Raw genomic sequence first — 15,909 nt, forward strand, 5'->3', positions numbered from 1 at the left:
ATATTCACTCCGGATGAAAAAATGACGAGGCATCATTGGATGCGTCGTTCATCAAAGGAAGCATTCAATGTCTTCAATGAAAGTGCTATGTCTTGCTGGTTTCTTGCTATTGGCCGGTAATGCATTGGCCGATAATTCAGCCAATGCTTCAGGTGCGGATGCGGGAAATGAAAGCAACGATACCTCGTCTCTTTCGTACGATGCGCTGTTGAGCGAATATCCATACGATTTCAACGTCGATTACTTCTCGTTTGACTCACAACGTCAACCCTTGAAGATGGCCTATATCTATCTCAAGCCAGCTGCTGGCATGCCGGTCGTGACGCTCATGCATGGCAAGAACTTCAATGCCGATTACTGGACGTCGACCGCTCAGTACTTGCAGTCACTGGGATATGGCGTCTTGATTCCAGATCAGATCGGGTTTGGAAAATCGTCCAAGTCGGTAGATTATCAGTATTCATTTGCCGCCCTGGCGCAGCAAACACATGCTTTGATGGATTCACTTGATATCAAGGAATCGATAGTGCTGGGGCACTCGATGGGGGGCATGCTGGCGAGTCGCTTTGCATTGATGTACCCGGAGACGACTGAAGAATTGATATTGTTGAACCCGATTGGTCTCGAGAACTATCTTCAATACGTTGACTACAAAGATACTAATTTCTTTTATAAGAACGAACTGGCCAAGACGCCTGAAAGTGTCAAGCATTACCAGCAAAAGAATTATTATGCGGGCGAGTGGAACGCCACCTATTCATCTCTCACCGATTTCATTACAGGGCAAATACAAGGCCCGGATAAGGAAACGATGGCGTGGGTCAATGCCAAGACCTATGACATGATCTTCACTCAGCCAGTGATCACCGAATTTGGCGACTTTTCCGTCCCGGTGAAGTTGATCATAGGCACGCGTGACAGAACCGCGCCTGGGCGCAACTGGAAGAAGGAAGGGGTGGAGCGTGAGCTGGGACGCTACGACAAGCTCGGCAAGCACGCGGCAGGCTTGATCCCGAATTCCGAGCTGTTCGAGTTGGATGGCTTGGGCCACCTGCCCCAGGTGGAAGATTTCGAGCGCTTCAAGGTGGCATTGAAAAAAGCGCTCGTGACAACGCCCTAGATGCAGAGGAATCGAAGACAACATCAGGGAGAGACAATCGGCTAGACGCCTGTGCAGGTTGTCTCTTCCTCAGTGTTTAAGGCTACCTGCCCTTGAGGCGCGGCAGAATCTGCTTCTTCCACAGGCGCAGGGCGCTATTCAGGCGTCCGCCCCGCATGACCAGACTTGCTTCACGAGTGCTGAGAGGCAGCCCTAGCGTACGCTGCTTGAGCTTGAGGGAATGGCGCAGATCAAAGCGTCGCATCGTGCGCGCCAGAATGGCAGTGCCCGGCCAACGTGGCAGTCGTACTGCAGACGTGAAATCGATCAAAACCGGTATGCCATCACGTAGCACCACGTTTGAGCCGCGAATATCGTTATGCGCCATTTGCTGATGATGAAGTTGCTGCACGATGCGTATCAGCTGCTGGCACAGCGTGATATCAGACGTCGGTGCAGCATCGCTGAGCAGTGGGCCGGGAATATATTCCATCGCCAGTGCCAGCGGTGACAGGCGTGCAATCGCTTTGGGAGCATGAATCCACCCGCCGAGTTGCTCCAGCATCTTCAGCTCGTGGCGCACCAGCCAACGCGCCACCAGTGCTGCTGGTGTGCCGGCATAGCGACGATAGTCCTTGCAGACCACCGACTGGCCGTTAAATTGCGTCAGATAGACCTCAGCCTTGAGAAAGCCCTTGGCGCGTTGCAGGAAGTGAGTGGATATCTGGTCTGAGGGGCCGTAGCCCAAAAAGGGACTGATATCGGAGATATCTGCTGCTGTGTTGGTGTGTTCATCAGGCTCGGAAAGCGCTACCGCAGAGGAGTGAGCGGCAGAGCCGGCCTCCTGATTGTGGCTAGCCTTATGCAGGGAGGAATCAGGGCGAATAAGTAGTCGCATGGCAGGACGCTTCTTGTTAGCTGGATAACAATGATTATCCTATCGTTTTTCCATCTCGCCCAGCGGTATGCCCGCATCTTTCTGTTGCTCGTCTGGCACCTAAGCGCTTGAGCTAGCATCTTTCTCTGTCCACTCTTGGCTCGATCGTCCTTGGGCGCTACGCTTGAAAACCGCGCTGCCGCAGGCAGCACCATTGTCGAGGGAGAATGTGCATGGACTGTCTGTTCTGCAAGATCATCAATCGCGAGATTCCTGCCGATATCGTCTATGAAGATGATGAGGTACTGGCATTCAATGACATCAGTCCTCAGGCGCCGACGCATGTGCTGATCATTCCCAAGCAGCACATCGCCACGCTGAACGACATTGAGGAATCCCAGTTGGCGACCATAGGCCGATTGCAATTTGTCGCTGCCAAACTGGCGCGTGAGCGTGGTTTTGCCGAGGATGGCTATCGTGTGGTGATGAACTGCAATGAAGATGGCGGCCAGACGGTCTATCATATTCATATGCACCTGATGGGTGGTCGCCGCTTCACATGGCCGGCTGGCTGAGCTGGCAAAGAGCAGGCGCCTGTACCGGTAGTTGACGGGCAGGTAGCGGCTAGCGATTAAAGCGTGCGGCACACAGGCGCATACCGGCGATGACACCTTGGTGTTATCGCCGGTTCTTTAATTATCGTGAGAAAAGATGTCTCTCACCCTTCCGGCGACATCCTGCCTCTTACCGTCAGTCGATGGCTTGCGTAAGATGAGGGCATTGCTTATATAGCGCAGGAGCTTCATATGCCGCACCCCGATGCTATTCAGACGCAGCGCCGTCACAGTCGCGCTGATCAGTTGATCCAGCAGTTTGATACCGTGCTGCGAACTCTCGTGCCTCACGCTGCCCAACCGTCCAGGCCATCACCCGCTGGTGATATCCGCGATGACGAGATCAGTGATGAAGAGCGTCAGCATGCTGCTGGCTTGATGCGGATCAATCACACGGGCGAGGTCTGTGCGCAGGCGCTGTATCAAGGGCAGGGCTTTACCGCTCGTCTGCCGGAGATCCGCAGTCAGATGGAGCTGGCAGCCCAAGAAGAGATTGATCATCTGGCATGGTGCGATGCACGCCTGGTCGAACTGGATGCCAACATTAGTCTGCTCAATCCGCTGTTCTACATGACGAGCTTTGCACTTGGTGCAGCAGCAGGCGCCATCAATGACAAGGTCAGCCTTGGCTTTGTCGCAGCGACCGAAGAGTTGGTAGGCGAGCACCTCTCGGCGCACCAGCAGACGCTGCCACAGGGCGATCAGCGCTCGCGTGCGGTACTGCGTCAGATGGAAATCGACGAAGCGCATCATGAGCAGTGGGCGCTGGAGGCCGGTGGTCATCGTTTCCCCGGCCCGCTCAAGAGTGCCATGCGGCTCATGTCAAAGGTGATGACAGCCAGTGTCTATCGGCTGTAGGCCATGCGGATGACATCGGTAAATCGCTGACATGAAGAAAGCCGCCCATGGGCGGCCTTCTTGCATCCGTGCGGTACCGCACTCGGGATAAAGTCAGGGGTAGAGGTTAATTCTTGACCTGATACTCGCCATCCAGGGTGGTAGCGTCGGTGCCATCTTCGCGGGTTTCGTTGCGTGAGTAGTTCTGTCGGCCATTGGCCTTGTCCTGGGCTTCCTGCATGCGCTGCTGCATTTCACTCATGCGCTTCTTCATGCGGCGACGAATGAAGGGCAGCATGATGATGCCGAGCACCATCATGACTAGCGCGGCAAACAGGCTGAAGACCATGAGGATGCTGCCGATGACCCAAGCTGCGACTAGCTTGAGCCCGGATAGGCCTTTGGAAGGGCGCTGATTGCCCGCATTGGCCTGCCACTGACGCGCATGGTTCCATAATGTGTTGTGTTGTTGACCTTGCATAGTGATTCTCCGCTATAGATGCCGGGCCGCTAGGCTGGGCAAGGATGATCCGATAGGTAAACGTGGATGGTCGGGGGTATCGGACCGGAATGGGGGACTGTTCAGACTCATGCATGTCTTGGCCATGCTGTCTGCTGTCTTATACTACCAGCATCGAAGCTAGTACCGTTGTCGTCAAGGCTGTTCGGCGTTGGTATGTTGGTTTGCCGCAGCGTCTGTCGTGGAACTTGCCGCGTTACCTGACACGTTCTCTACCCTGTCAGCCTTGATCATGATCTGTTTTTCGACTGCACTTGCCATTCATCTACCGGTAACCGGGATTGAGAGACAGCGTACTTGCCAGGCTGGTAGTACCACCCGGCAGTGGCATGTTCAGTGACATCTGCTGGGGCTGGCCCTGATGGTCCAAGCCTTTTATCAAGATACCATCAGCGTCGACTTCCACCGTCTGTATGCTTTTAATGCCGTCGCTTGCGGCAAAGTTCAAGGTCTCGCGCATATTGTCGCGATCAAGTGCGTTGTCATCTGTTGTGGGAGATGCCTTGCGAAGCGCCTCGCTGATGAGTTCTCCATCAGCAAGATTGATGGATAGCTCCATCTCCCAGCCACTTCTGCCCCATCCGGTGAATTGCACGTGATCATTGCCGATGTCCATGGCACTGAATTGCAGCATGCCCTGACGGCTGGCGTGCATCATCATCTGTGTCAGTAGCTCCGGCGCGAGCCCGGAAGACACGGTTGCAGTGCTGGCATTGCTTGAGGAGTCGTCGGAGAGCCATGTGGCATCATCGTAGGCACCATTTTTCTTGGCACCATGTTCCTTGACACTATTGCTGTCAGCGGTATCTGTCTGCGTCGTGTTGCCAGCGCCTGCCATGAGTCCCGATGCGTTCAATTGATGGCGGATCGGGAGGTCTTCGATGCCATTGGCATAGGCGGGAGTTGAGCCCAGCATCAGACCTAGTGCGCCAACGCCAAGCCCATGACGCAAGCCCTGTGAGGAACGCCCACCCAACCAGAAACTGGCGGCTCGCGATCGTGGGGCTGCCGGTTGTGCGGCTTTTGACCGAGCGGCATGTGATGCAGACAATGTGGACATGGACTCCTCCTCATGGATGGGTGAGCATGTCAGGCAGCATGGCAGAGGTGACCTTGCGCAAGACTGAGAGCTGAATTCATCTGAGGTTCATTGCGCCCTGTCAGTCTTTGCGTCATACGGGCGTGTTGTCATTGGCTATCCCTTCATCAGCCTTCCTGTCTCTCCGCTCGGTATCTCTTTTTCCGGCGCGCAGCATGCATAGCCGCATTCCTATAGGTCCTTCTCCATGCAGACTTTTCGCAAGGCACCTGATACCCGCAAGGTAGCGCGTTTGGGCCGGTTCTGGCAGCGGCGTAGCTGGTTGTGCGTCGGGCTGGGGGGCTTGCTGGTCGGTTCGCTGGCACTTCCGCAGATTGCGATGTGTGACAGTGAGCGCTGGCGAAGTCTGCATGATGAAGTGGCAGCCGGGCGCGTGATCTCGTTGTCTCAGCTACTCGACGGCCTTGAGCGTGACTGGCTGGGGCAAGTGGTCGAAGTGGAGCTGGACGAGAGTCATGGCGAGCTGATCTATGAGGTCGAGATGCTTGGTCCAGAGGGGCAGATGGCCAAGTTCACCGTGCGCGCTACCGATGGCAGTCTGCGCGAAGTCCGTGGTATCAACCTGGATGCCATGCGTCGTCATGCTCACGGTACGTTGTCCAATGACGATGATAGCCTTGGAAACGAGAGTGCCGGGTCACCCTGATGAGCGTTATGCTTAGTGATATTTCCTACGTTGAGCGTAGCAATGCTGCGTTGGCGTCAGGGCGCCGATTGTGTCAGGAGCTCGAAAGCTGATGAAAATATTGTTGGTTGAAGATGATATGCCGCTGGCAGAAGCGCTGATGGCGCGTCTGAGTGAAGCGGATGTGCTGGTCGAGCACGCTACCACCGGTGGTGATGCAGACTTTCTGGTACAGACCGAACGTTACGATGCGGTGGTACTGGATTTAGGCCTGCCGGACGGTGATGGCACCCGTTGGTTGGCGCAGTGGCGTGAGGCCGGCGTCGAAGTGCCGGTACTGGTGCTGACAGCGCGTGAGCGCTGGTCTGACAAGGCGGCGGGCTTCTCGGCCGGTGCTGATGACTATGTCACCAAGCCCTTCGAGACGGCTGAGGTGATTTTCCGCCTGCGTGCGCTAGTACGTCGCTCTCGCGGCCATGCGCATCCGGTACTCAAGCTGGGGGATCTGGCCTGTGATACCCATGGTGGTACCGTCAGCTTGGCCGGGCGCCCGGTCTCGCTAACGGCACAAGAAACTCGCCTGTTGATGCACCTGATGCATGCCGTACCTAGTGTGGTCAGCCGCTCTGAGTTGGTCGAGCACGTTTACGACCGAGACCACGAACCTGATTCCAATGTCATCGATGTACAGATCAGTCGCTTGCGTCGCAAGCTGGGTGCCGAGCGCATCGAAACCCTGCGTGGGCGTGGCTATCGCCTGCGCGATCCGGACGCTGAGTCGGAAGTGAAGGCATCACATGACAATGGCGATGACGCATGAAGCCATTATCAGTCGGCCGCCGATTACTCGGTGGCTCGCTGGTCATTGCATTGATTGTCATGCCACTGACCGGTCTTGGGCTGGCGTGGAGCTTCCGTGATGCCGTGACCACTGCCTTCGATCAGCGACTGTTATCGTTGTCGAAGGTGCTGATTGCAGCGATTCAGTTTGACCGTGAAAAAGGTCGTCCCGGGCTGACTCGCTCGCTGGGTGATCCGCGCTTTGATCAAGCCTATTCCGGTTGGTACTGGCAGATATCCGATCGCAACGGCAATGTGCTGACATCGCGCTCGCTGTGGGACCAGCGTCTTCCAGCGCTGGAAGACATGAGCAATGGTGTCGTGCAGAGTCGTGACCTCGAAGGGCCTCGTCATCAGGTGTTGCGCGTGATTGAGCGTGACATTCGCCTGCCTGGGCGTAATCAGCCACTGCACGTGATGGTCGCTGCCAGCCGTAGTGAGGTCGATGCTGAGGTCGCGCGCTTCGAGTGGTTGCTCGCGGGGGCACTGGTGGCGCTGGCGTCACTGCTGGCCTGTGGCTCTGCGGCGCAGATCAGCTGGGGTCTGGCGCCGCTCAGACGTTTGCGCTCACGCCTCAAGCGGGTGGCTGACGGCGAGGCGGAGCGTCTCGAGGAGACACGCCTGCCACCAGAGCTTGCCGAGTTGACGCGTGCCATCAATGCCGTGTTGGAGCGTGACCAGCGCCTCATCGAGCGTGGGCGTGCCGCCGCGGGAAATCTGGCACATGCCCTGAAGACGCCAGTCAGCGTACTCAAGGCGCAGTCCGAGCGCTTTGATGGAGATGACCGCGCACGTATCGATGCTGAGCTACGCCGAATTGATGAAGCGGTACGTCACCACCTGGCCCGCGCGAGTGCGGCTGGTGGCGCGCATCTGAGTGGGCGTATCAGCTTGCGTGACGCAGCAGGGCCGGTATTTGATGGCTTGGGTCGCCTCGCTGGCCGTCGCGGCATCACGCTTAGTCTGGCGCTTGAGGATGATGCCAGTGTGCGTGTTGATCCGCAGGACCTGCAGGAGATGGTCGGCAATCTGCTTGAGAACGCACTGCAGTGGGCACAGAAAGAAGTCCGAGTGAGCAGTGAGACTCGCGATGGCGGCGTGTTGTTGATCATCGAGGATGATGGCCCGGGCATGACGGATGAAGAGGGCTCAGAGGCTCTCGGCCGCGGGGCGCGCCTTGATGAAGGGCGTTCCGGCTCAGGGCTGGGTCTAGCGATCGTTGATGACCTGATGGCGCTATATGGCGGTGAGCTGTGCCTGATGCGCTCATCGCTGGGTGGCCTGGCGGCGAGGGTCTGGCTGCCCACGTCACCGCTAGTGGGAGCGCAGCCGACGACATGATGCATCATGGCTTTTCGCTATTGTTACCATTCCGATAGATAATTGGTGGCTATGTCAGTGGCGGCGTACTCTGAGATGGTCCGGCTGGCAGCCGGGCGGGCTTCGTTTCAAAGTCTTGTCGGCCGTGTCTTGCGGTGATGACAAACAGGCGCTCCTTCGGGAGCGCCTTTTTTTATACCTGCAGATCGTTACCGTAGAAGATCTTCCTTCTGCGAATGCTAACGATCACGCTCAGGATCGAATAGTCTGTCAGACAGGTGTCATGTGACACGTCGGGCGTCAGGAGGTGGTGATGAAGGACATGACTATGTGTGCTCAGCACGGCGATCTAGTGGGGCTGGCTGAGGCATTGGCTGAACCGCAAGCGCGGGAGCGCATCAATGACATCGACTATCGTGGCCGTTCACCACTGATGGTGGCAGTACAGGCCAATCAACCCGAAGCTGTTGCGGCGCTGCTGGCGGCGGGTGCTGACTGCGAGCAGGCAGATGCGCTGCATGACACACCGCTGTTGACGGCAGCAGCCTTGGGCCATCAGGGCTGTCTTGAGCGCCTATTGGCGCATGGTGCCCGGGCCACTGTGCTCAATCGTTTTTCCTCCACTGCACTGATGTCAGCGAGCGAGCGCGGTCATGGCGCAATTTGTGAGCTGCTGCTGGAGCAGACTTCCATTGATATTGATCACCAGAACAAGCTCGGCTGGACTGCACTGACCGAGGCGGTTTTGCTGGGCGATGGTGACATTGCCTATCAGCAGGTCGTGCAGCATCTGCTGGCTCATGGTGCTGACGTCAATCTGGCGGATGGTGAAGGGGTGACACCACTCGCGCATGCACGTTGGCGAAAGTTCGAGGTGGTGAGTGAAATGCTGGAAGCGGCCGGTGGGCAGGAGCGGGGTATTGCGCATGAGGTTCAGCCGCCGACGCCTCATCAAACGTGACGGTTGGTGGCCATGAGGAGCGTCGCATGATCGTGCCATGGGGACTGCTGATGATCGGTGTTGCCTTGCTGCTGCTGGGGGGGTATCGCTGGCAATATGCTCAGTCACTCGCCCGCGAAGGCGTGCAGGTGACGGGAGAGGTGATCAATCACGACCGCGCATTGAGCGTGGAGGGACGCGGGCGAATTCATCTACCCAAGGGTGGTGAACTCAGCGAGGATGAAGCGCTGGCGATGGCTGGCTTGCCACCGGGCGGGCGCTTCAATATCGAGGCCATTCAGTACGCTCCCGTGGTGCGCTACCAGGATGAGCGCGGCGGCTGGCATGAATACATCTCTCCTCTGGCGGTACCGTCACCGACCCCCGCTGTGGGGGAGAGTGTCGTGCTTACCTATCGGCGTAGCGCTCCGCATGAGGCGAGCCTCCCCAGTGCGCGTGGCTGGCTGATCGGTGTGCCGTTCGCACTGGGCGTGGCGCTGTGTCTGGTAGCGATTCGACTGTTGCTACGTAGCGATGGCGGATGAGCCGCTCTGACAATGACGGAGCGACTCGGCGTTACGGTGTCGGCATGCTGGTGCTGTGTTGGGGGCTGATTCTGGCCATGTTGGTGTGGTGGTTTCAGGGACAGCTTGAGGAGCGCAAGCACCCCAATGCCGCACTGGCAGGCCAGTCGCTTTCCGCGCAACAGCCCCTGACATTGACGCGAAATCGCGCTGGCCACTTCGTGGCACCTGGTGAGATCAATGGTGAGGCCGTGACCTTCCTGCTCGATACCGGCGCGACCTATGTGTCCGTCTCCGATGCGTTGGCCAAGCGTTTACACCTGACCAGAGGGCGAGAGGCCCGTTTCACGACCGCCAATGGTGTCAGTCATGGCGCCTTGACCATGCTGGAGGAGGTGAGTCTGTCGGGATTGACGAAGCGAGAGGTGCGAGGCGCCATCGTGCCAGGTATGCATGATGAGGTAGTGCTGCTGGGGATGAGCTTTCTGAGGTGCTTCGACATCACCATGCGTGGCCAGCAGATGCAGCTGACCCTGCCCTTACGCTAGCATCGCTGCTTGGTAGGGGCCTTAAATGAAAACGCCCCGCTCATGACATCATGTGCGGGGCGTTCTGCGTCATGCCAAGGAAATCTCAGTTGGCAGGATCAGTCCTTCTTCGGCGGCTCGACATGACCACCAAAGCCAAAGCGCATCGCGGACAATAGGCGATTGGCGTAGGTGTTTTCCTTGCGCGAGCTGAAGCGCGAGAACAAGGCGTTGGCCAGTACTGGCACGGCAACGCCTTGTTCGACGGCGGCATCGATGGTCCAGCGGCCTTCACCGCTGTCAGACACGGCGCCGCTGTAATGATCCAGACGCTCATCACCGGCCAGTGCCTGTGCGGTCAAGTCGAGCAACCAGGAAGACACGACGCTGCCGCGGCGCCAGACTTCGGCGATATCGGCCAGGTTGAGATCAAAACGCTGGTCTTCCGGCAGGTCGGCGGAGCCCTTGCTCTGCATCAGCTCGAAGCCTTCTGCATACGCCTGCATCAGACCGTACTCGATACCGTTGTGCACCATCTTGACGTAGTGACCGGCACCGACCGGGCCTGCGTGAATGTAGCCACGCTCAGCACGCTCGTCCGGCGCATTGCGGCCTTTGGTACGGTCCAGGTTGCCGTAACCCGGCGCCAAGGAGTCGAACAGCGGCTCGAGGTGGTCAAAAACGGCCTTCTCAGCACCGATCATCATGCAGTAGCCACGCTCCAGGCCCCACACACCGCCGGACGTGCCCACATCGACATAGTGCAGGCCCTTTTCTTTCAGGGTCGCGGCGCGGCGGAGGTCGTCCTTGTAGAAGGTGTTACCACCATCAATGATGGTGTCGCCCGCTTCCATGATGTCAGCCAATGCGGCGATGGTCTGCTCGGTGATCTCGCCAGAGGGCAGCATGACCCACACCGCGCGCGGTGCGTCGAGTTGCTCGACCAGCTGGGCGAGGCTTTCGACGTGAGTCGCGCCATCAGCCACAAGCGATTGAGCGATGGTAACGTCACGGTCGTGTGCGACGACGTCGTGGCCATTACGCATCAAGCGACGAGCGATGTTGCCGCCCATGCGGCCGAGTCCGATGATACCGAGTTGCATGTTCGTTCCTTTCACGAGAAGCCGGGGAGAGGCGGGACGGCGCGAAGCCTACCCTGTGCAGGCGCTGGACGCAAAAACGGGCCATATCAATGACATGGCCCGTTGAGGCGCTCAGTCGGTGCGCGCATTCACTTAATGCGCGAGCCGGTGAGTGGGGCGATCAGCGATCAATCCCAGCTCAGGGCGCCGCCAACCTGATATTCAGTGACGCGCGTTTCGAAGAAGTTCTTCTCCTTGCGCAGGTCGATGATCTCGGACATCCACGGGAACGGATTCTTGGCGCCCGGGAACTGCTCCTTGAGGCCCAGCTGTGCGAGGCGACGGTTGCAGATGAAGTGGAGATATTCTTCCATGATGGCGGCGTTCATGCCCAGTACGCCGCGCGGCATGGTGTCGCGTGCGTATTCGATCTCGAGCTGGGTGCCTTCGAGGATCATCTGGGTGACCTCGTCCTGGAACTCGGCAGTCCACAGCAGCGGATTCTCGACCTTGATCTGGTTGATCACGTCGATACCGAAGTTCAGGTGCATGGACTCGTCACGCAGGATGTACTGGAACTGCTCGGCGACGCCGGTCATCTTGTTGCGGCGACCCATGGACAGGATCTGGGAGAAGCCACAGTAGAAGAAGATGCCTTCGGTGACGGCGTAGAAGCCGATCAGGTTACGCAGGAATTCCTGATCCGTTTCGGTGGTGCCGGTCTGGAAGTCAGCGCGTCCGAGGGCCTGGGTGTGCTTGAGGCTCCAGGCGGACTTGCGTGCGACGGAATCCACTTCGCGATACATGTTGAAGACTTCGCCTTCGTCCATGCCCAGTGACTCGATGCAGTACTGGTAGGCGTGAGTGTGGATCGCTTCTTCGAAGGCCTGACGCAGCAGATACTGGCGGCATTCCGGATTGGTGATGTTCTTGTAGACGGCCAGTACCAAGTTGTTGGCGACCAGCGAGTCAGCGGTGGAGAAGTAACCCAGCGAGCGCATCACGATCAGACGCTCGTCGTCGGTCAGGCCGTCTTGGCTCTTCCACAACGCGATGTCCGCGTTCATGTTCACTTCCTGCGGCATCCAGTGATTCGCGGAGCCGTCGAGGTACTTCTGCCATGCCCAGTCGTACTTGAAAGGCACCAGTTGGTTGACGTCAGCACGCGCGTTGATCATGCGCTTCTCGTCAACATGAATGCGCTGGGCACCCATTTCCAGTTCTTCCAGCCCCTTGGCGATATCCAGCTCGTCCAGTGCCTTCTGGGCACGCGCGATACGGTCAGCGTCGCTGACCGCGTAGCCTTCGCTGTTCTCGACCGCGATCGGCGCTTCGGTCGGTGCCGGAGCAGCCGGTTTGGCGGCGGCAGGCTTTTCAGCGGTCGGGGTTTCGTCTTCGTGGAATTCGTCCCAGTTCAACATGTTGCGTTCCTCGTGTTCGTTGGTGGCCACGCGGGTGAACAGCGTGGCGCAAAAGCGTGAGCGGTGCGTTCTGCGACGCAGGCGCCATCGGGTCGCGTGTCTCCGTGTGATGCAAGGGAGGCAGGCCGAGAGGTGTCAGGAGGCGATGATAGTTAGTGACGGCACAGGACCGAGCAGGGCTCGGCCCTGGTAGGTAGCCGCAGACTGTCTCCGACACAGGGTCGTATCGGAGACAGCAAGTCATTCGCTTACTGGCAAGACTCGCAACCGAGTTCGTCGATGGTGCTGGCGGAGGGCGCACGCTGCCCGCTCTTGCCTTTCAGAAAATCTTCGATGCCACGCGGTTCTTGCGCCGCTGGTGCCGGTGCTGCCGGAGCAGGGACGGCCGGTGCTGTTGCCGTGTCGTTGCCAACAGCGTTGTGCTTGCTGCGGTCGACAGTGGATTTTTCCACGGAGGTCGCACCAAGAGCACGGAGGTAATAGGTGGTCTTGAGGCCACGGAACCATGCCATGCGGTAGGTCACGTCCAGCTTCTTGCCTGAGACGCCCTGGATGTACAGGTTCAGGGACTGCGCCTGATCGATCCACTTCTGACGACGTGAAGCCGCTTCGACGATCCACTTCGGTTCGACTTCAAAGGCGTTGGCATACAGCGTCTTGAGGTCTTGTGGGACACGTTCGATCGGCTGCACGCTGCCGTCGTAGTACTTGAGGTCATTGATCATGACTTCGTCCCACAGGCCGCGTGCCTTGAGGTCGTTGACCATGTAGGCATTGACCACCGTGAACTCGCCAGACAGGTTCGATTTGACGAACAGGTTCTGATACGTCGGCTCGATGGACTGTGAGACACCACAGATGTTGGAGATCGTCGCGGTCGGCGCGATCGCCATCACGTTGGAGTTACGCATGCCCTGGCTGCGAACCTTCTCACGGATGTAGTTCCAGTCCTGCGTCTGGCTCTCGTCCATCTCGATGTAGGCTTCGCCACGCTCCTGCTTGAGCTTCTCGATGGAATCGATCGGCAGAATGCCCTGGCTCCACAGTGAACCCTCGAAGCTCTCGTAACGACCACGTTCCGCTGCCAGATCACTGGAAGCTTCGATGGCGTGATAGCTGACCAGTTCCATCGATTCATCAGCGAAGGTCACGGCCGCTTCAGAGGCATAGGCGATCGACTGTGCGTAGAGCGCATCCTGGAAGCCCATGATGCCCAGGCCCACCGGGCGGTGACGCATGTTGGAACGACGCGCCTGCGGCACGGCGTAGTAGTTGATGTCGATGACGTTATCGAGCATGCGCACTGCCGTTCGAATCGACTTCTTCAGCTTGTCGCCGTCCAGCTTGCCGTCAATGACGTGCTGGGCCAGGTTGATTGAACCCAGGTTGCAGACCGCGATCTCTTCCTCAGACGTGTTGAGGGTGATCTCGGTGCACAGGTTGGACGAGTGAACGACACCGGCGTGCTGTTGCGGGCTACGGATGTTGCACGGATCCTTGAATGTGATCCACGGATGGCCGGTCTCGAACAGCATGGAGAGCATCTTGCGCCACAGATCACGTGCCTTGACGCGCTTGAACAGCTTCATCTGACCGACGCGGGTCATCTCCTCGTACTGCTCATAGCGGGTCTGGAAGGCCGCGCCGTAGAGGTCGTGGAGGTCTGGGCAGTCGGAGGGAGAGAACAGCGTCCAGTCGGTGTCATCGAAGACACGCTTCATGAACAGATCCGGCACCCAGTTGGCCGTGTTCATGTCATGGGTACGACGGCGGTCATCGCCGGTGTTCTTGCGCAGGTCGAGGAATTCCTCGACGTCCATGTGCCAGGTTTCCAGATAGGCACAGACGGCGCCCTTGCGCTTGCCACCCTGATTGACGGCCACGGCAGTGTCGTTGACCACTTTCAGGAAGGGAACGACGCCCTGAGACTTGCCGTTGGTGCCCTTGATGTAAGAGCCCAGCGCACGCACCGGTGTCCAGTCATTGCCGAGGCCGCCGGCCCATTTGGAGAGCATGGCGTTGTCGCGGATGGCGCCGTAGATGCCATCGAGAGCATCCGGCACGGTGGTCAGGTAGCAGCTGGACAGCTGGCTACGACGCGTCCCGGCGTTGAACAGTGTCGGGGTAGAAGCCATGTAGTCGAAGCTGGAGAGCAGCTCGTAGAACTCGATGGCACGGCCTTCGCGGTCTTCCTCGTTCAGGGACAGGCCCATCGCGACACGCATGAACATGACCTGCGGCAGTTCATAGCGCACGTCGTTCTGGTGCAGGAAGTAACGGTCATACAGGGTCTGCAGGCCGAGATAGGTGAACTGATTGTCACGCGAATGATCAATGGCCGCGCCGAGGCGCTCCAGATCATAGTCGGCCAGACGCACGTCCAGCTGATCGAAGGCGATGCCGCTCTCGATGTAGGCCTTGAAGGCGACCGGGTAGTGCTCTTTCATCTCACCGAAGGTTGCCTCGTCAGCCACCTTGAGGAAGCTAAGTGCTTCACGGCGCAGGTTGTCCTGCAGCAGGCGGGCGGTGACGTAGGTGTAGTTCGGATCCTTCTCGACCAGCGTACGCGCGGTCATCATCAGCGCAGTGGACACACCATCAATCGGCACGCCGTCGTACAGATTCTTCAGAGAGTCATCAACGATCTTCTGGGCATCGACGTTGGACAGCTCAGCACAGGCATCAAAGACCAGCGTCTCGATACGGCCGAGGTCCAACGGACGCACGGTGCCGTCGAGATGGGTGACATTGATGGTCGGATGCGGCTTGGCGATGCCGTCGTTCTGCGCGCTGCGGGCCCGAGCGTGCTCATCGCGATACAGGACGTAGGCACGGGCTGCCTTGTGCTCGCCAGAACGCATCAATGCCAGCTCAACCTGGTCTTGAATGTCTTCGATGTGCAGTGTGCCACCATCAGGCATGCGGCGCTGGAAGGCGTCAGTGATCTGGCTGGTCAGCTGCTGGATCATGTCGCGAATGCGCGAGCTGGACTCGACTTGATCGCCTTCCACGGCGATGAATGCCTTGGAGAGCGCGACGGAGATCTTGCTGGCGTCAAAGGCCGCAACATCGCCGGTGCGCTTGATGACGCGCAGGCGCTGGGGTGCAGTTAGATCGACTGCTGCCTGATCGGTGCTGGTAGTGGTGTCCATGACGCCTTCCTGTCGTATTAGGCTTTGCGAGGCGAAAATATCATCGTGCCTCGCAAACGGCCAAGTAGTGTGTTGTCTCTGCCCTGAATCGACCGCTTGGGCCTGGGACTTACCGCTGATAGTGGACCCGGAGGCACATTGCTCGGCGATATTTCATGCGCTGTTTAGTGCTTTCGGGTCTTGACAATTGTCGGCGTAGCCTGTGGGCGCTGACGTCGCCAAAACCCTACATATGGGGTGTTATCTGAATTTGGACACAAGATAGTGTTGTTTGTGGGGACGTGCAAGTGGATAACTTGTGGGTAACATGTGGTTGAAAATCCGGTCCCGTGGACAGGCGATGTCAAGACATTGAGTGTTAAATTTTATGCGCTTCATCAATCCACCTAGCGTCTGCTCCGCTGGCGCGTAAACGCGCAAATTGGCGTATCA

15 protein-coding genes are annotated in these 15,909 nt (G+C 58.2%); 9 read left to right on the forward strand and 6 right to left on the reverse strand.

The window, feature by feature from the left end; translation table 11 throughout:
* The first annotated feature begins 67 nt into the window (after positions 1-67).
* Positions 68-1,120, forward strand: coding sequence for an alpha/beta fold hydrolase (locus GQR90_RS01680; RefSeq protein WP_199269456.1), 1,053 nt, complete (start codon positions 68-70; stop codon positions 1,118-1,120).
* Between the two features lie 82 nt (positions 1,121-1,202).
* Here GQR90_RS01680 and GQR90_RS01685 read toward each other — a convergent pair whose 3' ends face one another.
* Entirely contained in the window at positions 1,203-1,997 is a 795-nt protein-coding gene (locus tag GQR90_RS01685; protein WP_158772616.1) for an RIO1 family regulatory kinase/ATPase domain-containing protein, read from the reverse strand.
* Between the two features lie 212 nt (positions 1,998-2,209).
* On the opposite strand from GQR90_RS01685, the gene GQR90_RS01690 reads away from it, so the two are divergent.
* On the forward strand, positions 2,210-2,551 hold the full coding sequence (locus GQR90_RS01690) for a histidine triad nucleotide-binding protein (RefSeq protein WP_158772617.1): 342 nt from the start codon (positions 2,210-2,212) through the stop codon (positions 2,549-2,551).
* A 231-nt stretch (positions 2,552-2,782) separates the two neighbouring features.
* Complete coding sequence (gene coq7, locus GQR90_RS01695; RefSeq protein ID WP_233266387.1) at positions 2,783-3,448, forward strand: 2-polyprenyl-3-methyl-6-methoxy-1,4-benzoquinone monooxygenase; 666 nt, start codon at positions 2,783-2,785, stop codon at positions 3,446-3,448.
* A 106-nt stretch (positions 3,449-3,554) separates the two neighbouring features.
* Here the strand turns inward: coq7 and GQR90_RS01700 are convergent, their stop codons facing one another.
* The gene (locus tag GQR90_RS01700; protein ID WP_158772618.1) at positions 3,555-3,908 is read right to left on the reverse strand and encodes a hypothetical protein; all 354 of its coding nucleotides are present in this window, start codon (positions 3,906-3,908) and stop codon (positions 3,555-3,557) included.
* A gap of 304 nt (positions 3,909-4,212) precedes the next feature.
* Positions 4,213-5,007 carry a hypothetical protein gene (locus tag GQR90_RS01705; protein WP_158772619.1) on the reverse strand — a complete coding sequence of 265 codons (795 nt, stop codon included), beginning with the start codon at positions 5,005-5,007 and terminating at the stop codon, positions 4,213-4,215.
* Between the two features lie 226 nt (positions 5,008-5,233).
* Between GQR90_RS01705 and GQR90_RS01710 the strand changes: the two genes are divergently transcribed.
* The 6 genes from GQR90_RS01710 (at position 5,234) to GQR90_RS01735 (ending at position 9,843) form a co-directional block, all read left to right on the forward strand.
* The gene (locus GQR90_RS01710) at positions 5,234-5,692 is read left to right on the forward strand and encodes a PepSY domain-containing protein (protein ID WP_158772620.1); all 459 of its coding nucleotides are present in this window, start codon (positions 5,234-5,236) and stop codon (positions 5,690-5,692) included.
* Between the two features lie 91 nt (positions 5,693-5,783).
* Complete coding sequence (locus GQR90_RS01715; RefSeq protein ID WP_158772621.1) at positions 5,784-6,491, forward strand: winged helix-turn-helix domain-containing protein; 708 nt, start codon at positions 5,784-5,786, stop codon at positions 6,489-6,491.
* Positions 6,488-7,852 (forward strand): sensor histidine kinase, encoded by a 1,365-nt coding sequence (locus GQR90_RS01720; RefSeq protein WP_158772622.1) that lies wholly within the window; start codon positions 6,488-6,490, stop codon positions 7,850-7,852. Before GQR90_RS01715 ends, GQR90_RS01720 begins: the two co-directional genes overlap by 4 nt.
* 292 nt (positions 7,853-8,144) lie before the next feature.
* Positions 8,145-8,792, forward strand: coding sequence for an ankyrin repeat domain-containing protein (locus GQR90_RS01725; protein WP_158772623.1), 648 nt, complete (start codon positions 8,145-8,147; stop codon positions 8,790-8,792).
* A gap of 26 nt (positions 8,793-8,818) precedes the next feature.
* Positions 8,819-9,316 carry a hypothetical protein gene (locus tag GQR90_RS01730; protein ID WP_158772624.1) on the forward strand — a complete coding sequence of 166 codons (498 nt, stop codon included), beginning with the start codon at positions 8,819-8,821 and terminating at the stop codon, positions 9,314-9,316.
* Entirely contained in the window at positions 9,313-9,843 is a 531-nt protein-coding gene (locus GQR90_RS01735) for a retropepsin-like aspartic protease family protein (protein WP_158772625.1), read from the forward strand. The genes GQR90_RS01730 and GQR90_RS01735 overlap by 4 nt, the downstream gene beginning before the upstream one ends.
* A 98-nt stretch (positions 9,844-9,941) precedes the next feature.
* Here the strand turns inward: GQR90_RS01735 and gnd are convergent, their stop codons facing one another.
* From gnd to GQR90_RS01750, 3 genes are all read right to left on the reverse strand, one after another.
* Positions 9,942-10,925, reverse strand: a complete 984-nt coding sequence (gene gnd, locus GQR90_RS01740; protein WP_158772626.1) for a phosphogluconate dehydrogenase (NAD(+)-dependent, decarboxylating) — start codon at positions 10,923-10,925, stop codon at positions 9,942-9,944.
* Positions 10,926-11,092: 167 nt separating this feature from the next.
* A complete protein-coding gene (locus tag GQR90_RS01745; protein ID WP_158772627.1) occupies positions 11,093-12,325 on the reverse strand; it encodes a ribonucleotide-diphosphate reductase subunit beta in 1,233 nt (410 codons plus the stop codon).
* A 248-nt stretch (positions 12,326-12,573) separates the two neighbouring features.
* Entirely contained in the window at positions 12,574-15,477 is a 2,904-nt protein-coding gene (locus tag GQR90_RS01750) for a ribonucleoside-diphosphate reductase subunit alpha (RefSeq protein WP_158772628.1), read from the reverse strand.
* Positions 15,478-15,909 lie beyond the last annotated feature (432 nt).

It is taken from the genome of Cobetia sp. L2A1, assembly GCF_009796845.1.
Classification (GTDB): Bacteria; Pseudomonadota; Gammaproteobacteria; order Pseudomonadales; family Halomonadaceae; genus Cobetia.

Excerpts from the sequence above, each read along its gene's own strand:
- gnd (WP_158772626.1), bottom strand. The coding sequence starts at position 10,925 with ATGCAACTCGGTATCATCGGACTCGGCCGCATGGGCGGCAACATCGCT.
- GQR90_RS01710 (WP_158772620.1), top strand. The coding sequence starts at position 5,234 with ATGCAGACTTTTCGCAAGGCACCTGATACCCGCAAGGTAGCGCGTTTG.
- GQR90_RS01745 (WP_158772627.1), bottom strand. The coding sequence starts at position 12,325 with ATGTTGAACTGGGACGAATTCCACGAAGACGAAACCCCGACCGCTGAA.
- GQR90_RS01690 (WP_158772617.1), top strand. The coding sequence starts at position 2,210 with ATGGACTGTCTGTTCTGCAAGATCATCAATCGCGAGATTCCTGCCGAT.
- GQR90_RS01730 (WP_158772624.1), top strand. The coding sequence starts at position 8,819 with ATGATCGTGCCATGGGGACTGCTGATGATCGGTGTTGCCTTGCTGCTG.
- GQR90_RS01700 (WP_158772618.1), bottom strand. The coding sequence starts at position 3,908 with ATGCAAGGTCAACAACACAACACATTATGGAACCATGCGCGTCAGTGG.
- coq7 (WP_233266387.1), top strand. The coding sequence starts at position 2,783 with ATGCCGCACCCCGATGCTATTCAGACGCAGCGCCGTCACAGTCGCGCT.
- GQR90_RS01685 (WP_158772616.1), bottom strand. The coding sequence starts at position 1,997 with ATGCGACTACTTATTCGCCCTGATTCCTCCCTGCATAAGGCTAGCCAC.
- GQR90_RS01735 (WP_158772625.1), top strand. The coding sequence starts at position 9,313 with ATGAGCCGCTCTGACAATGACGGAGCGACTCGGCGTTACGGTGTCGGC.
- GQR90_RS01750 (WP_158772628.1), bottom strand. The coding sequence starts at position 15,477 with ATGGACACCACTACCAGCACCGATCAGGCAGCAGTCGATCTAACTGCA.
- GQR90_RS01725 (WP_158772623.1), top strand. The coding sequence starts at position 8,145 with ATGAAGGACATGACTATGTGTGCTCAGCACGGCGATCTAGTGGGGCTG.
- GQR90_RS01705 (WP_158772619.1), bottom strand. The coding sequence starts at position 5,007 with ATGTCCACATTGTCTGCATCACATGCCGCTCGGTCAAAAGCCGCACAA.
- GQR90_RS01680 (WP_199269456.1), top strand. The coding sequence starts at position 68 with ATGTCTTCAATGAAAGTGCTATGTCTTGCTGGTTTCTTGCTATTGGCC.
- GQR90_RS01720 (WP_158772622.1), top strand. The coding sequence starts at position 6,488 with ATGAAGCCATTATCAGTCGGCCGCCGATTACTCGGTGGCTCGCTGGTC.
- GQR90_RS01715 (WP_158772621.1), top strand. The coding sequence starts at position 5,784 with ATGAAAATATTGTTGGTTGAAGATGATATGCCGCTGGCAGAAGCGCTG.